General features: G+C 59.5%; 1 protein-coding gene and 3 pseudogenes. 1 reads left to right on the forward strand and 3 read right to left on the reverse strand.

Annotation, left to right across the window (positions count from 1 at the left end; genetic code table 11):
- Positions 1–127 (reverse strand): annotated as a pseudogene (locus IT41_RS20435) (IS5/IS1182 family transposase); the annotation flags it as partial.
- A gap of 95 nt (positions 128–222) precedes the next feature.
- Here IT41_RS20435 and IT41_RS19125 point away from each other — a divergent pair.
- Positions 223–1,473, forward strand: a complete 1,251-nt coding sequence (locus tag IT41_RS19125) for an IS256 family transposase (protein WP_036744357.1) — start codon at positions 223–225, stop codon at positions 1,471–1,473.
- A gap of 20 nt (positions 1,474–1,493) precedes the next feature.
- Here IT41_RS19125 and IT41_RS20440 read toward each other — a convergent pair.
- Both IT41_RS20440 and IT41_RS21170 read right to left on the reverse strand, forming a co-directional pair.
- Positions 1,494–1,661, reverse strand: a pseudogene (locus tag IT41_RS20440) (transposase); the annotation flags it as partial.
- 84 nt (positions 1,662–1,745) lie between these two features.
- Positions 1,746–1,860: pseudogene (locus tag IT41_RS21170) on the reverse strand (IS5/IS1182 family transposase); the annotation flags it as partial.

Genomic DNA, 1,860 nt, shown 5'->3' on the forward strand with positions numbered 1-1,860 from the left:
CTATCATGATGGTGTCTCCGTCTCGCCCTGGTTGCGCCAAGTCCTTGAAGATGCGTGCGAACACACCCATACGAGACCATCTGACGAACCGGTTGTAGAGCGTCTTGTGCGGGCCATACACCGATGGGAGTAATGAGCGAAAGTTGGTGATGCCCTGAGGGGCGGCATATCATGGCGGTGTTCACGCGCCGTCAATTCTCAGCCGAGAAAGGGATATGCCACATGCCAGAGAATACCATCACCCAACTCCCCGATCCATCGGGATTTAGCGCCGATGCATTCACCGACGTTCTCCGCAATGGCGCGCGCAAGTTGATTGAACAGGCGATCCACGCCGAGCTGGCCACGCTCATGGCCGCCTTTTCCAAGGAAAAGCTTGAGGATGGGCGTGCGCGCCTGGTGCGCCATGGCCATCTGCCGGAACGAAAGGTGATGACCGGGATCGGTCCGGTGCCGGTGAAAGTGCCACGGGTGCGAGATCGCAAGCCTGGTGAGGACAAGATCACCTTCACGCCCAGCATCCTGCCGCGATACCTGCGCAAGGCGAAATCAGTGGAGGAGCTGCTGCCCTGGCTTTATCTCAAGGGCGTCAGCACGGGTGATTTCAGCGAAGCCTTGGCAGCGCTTCTCGGCCCAAACGCCCATGGGCTTTCCGCCAAGACAATCACGCGGCTGAAGGCGGATTGGTGGAACGACTATGAGGCCTGGCAAAGGCGCGACCTGAGCCATCGGCGCTTTCTCTACATCTGGGCTGACGGGGTGTATTTCAAACCGCGCATGGCTGAGGAAAGGCAATGCGTTCTGGTGATCGTCGGGGCCGATGAATATGGCCACAAGGAGCTTCTGGCGATGATCGACGGCTTCCGCGAAAGCGCTGAGAGCTGGCGTGAGCTTTTGCTCGATCTGCGGCGCCGGGGCCTGAAGCAGGATCCCAAGCTGGCCATCGGCGACGGCGCGCTCGGGTTCTGGACCGCCCTGCGCGAGGTCTTTGCTACCACGCGCGAACAGCGCTGTTGGGTCCACAAGACAATGAACGTGCTCAACGCGCTGCCAAAGTCGCTGCAGGACAAGGCCAAGGGTCATCTCCATGACATCTGGCAGGCGGAAACCAAGGCCGGGGCCGGCGCTGCTTTCGATTTCTTCGTCGAAACCTACGGCGTCAAATACGACAAGGCCGTTGCCAAGCTGGTCAAGGATCGCGAGGCGCTTCTGACCTTTTACGACTACCCGGCCGAGCACTGGAAACACATCCGGACATCGAACCCAATTGAAAGCACCTTCGCGACCGTTCGGCACCGCACCAAGCGCACCAAAGGTTGCCTCAGTCGCAGGACCGGGCTGGCCATGGCCTTCAAGCTGATGATGTCAGCGCAGGGGAAATGGCGCAAACTCGATGGCCAGAACCGTCTGCCGGAGATCATCCAGGGGGTTGAGTTCCGCGACGGCCTCCGCCAACTTCAAGTCGCCGCCTGATCAAGCGTCACCAACTTTCGCCCATATCTCACCGATGGCGCGTCGCGCCACTGCAAACCGTTCCGTTTGACGTAGATGATCCCACTCAGCACCCGCCGATCATCGACCCTTGGTACGCCACGTGATTTCGGAAAGTGCGGTCGAAGACGCTCCATCTGCGCCTCCGTCAACCAGTAGTAGTCGCTCATGTTGCCCCCGTAGTTTGCGGGCGTGAATCACGACTATCCAAAGGGTTCAAGCGGCCTTATGGGTCCTGACCCTAGGGTCAGGACTCATTTTGGCAGCCAAAAGATGACGATGGCGGCGATGCAGATGGCGGAGAGGAACAGGTCTCCGCATCTGTCGTAACGGGTTGCGATACGCCGCCAATCTTTCAAGCGGGCAAAG

The sequence above is a fragment of the Paracoccus halophilus genome (assembly GCF_000763905.1).
In the GTDB taxonomy this organism is placed as follows: Bacteria; Pseudomonadota; Alphaproteobacteria; order Rhodobacterales; family Rhodobacteraceae; genus Paracoccus; species Paracoccus halophilus.

What these genes read in the sequence shown, in the direction of transcription:
- IT41_RS19125 (WP_036744357.1), top strand. Translation starts at nt 223, where the DNA reads ATGCCAGAGAATACCATCACCCAACTCCCCGATCCATCGGGATTTAGC.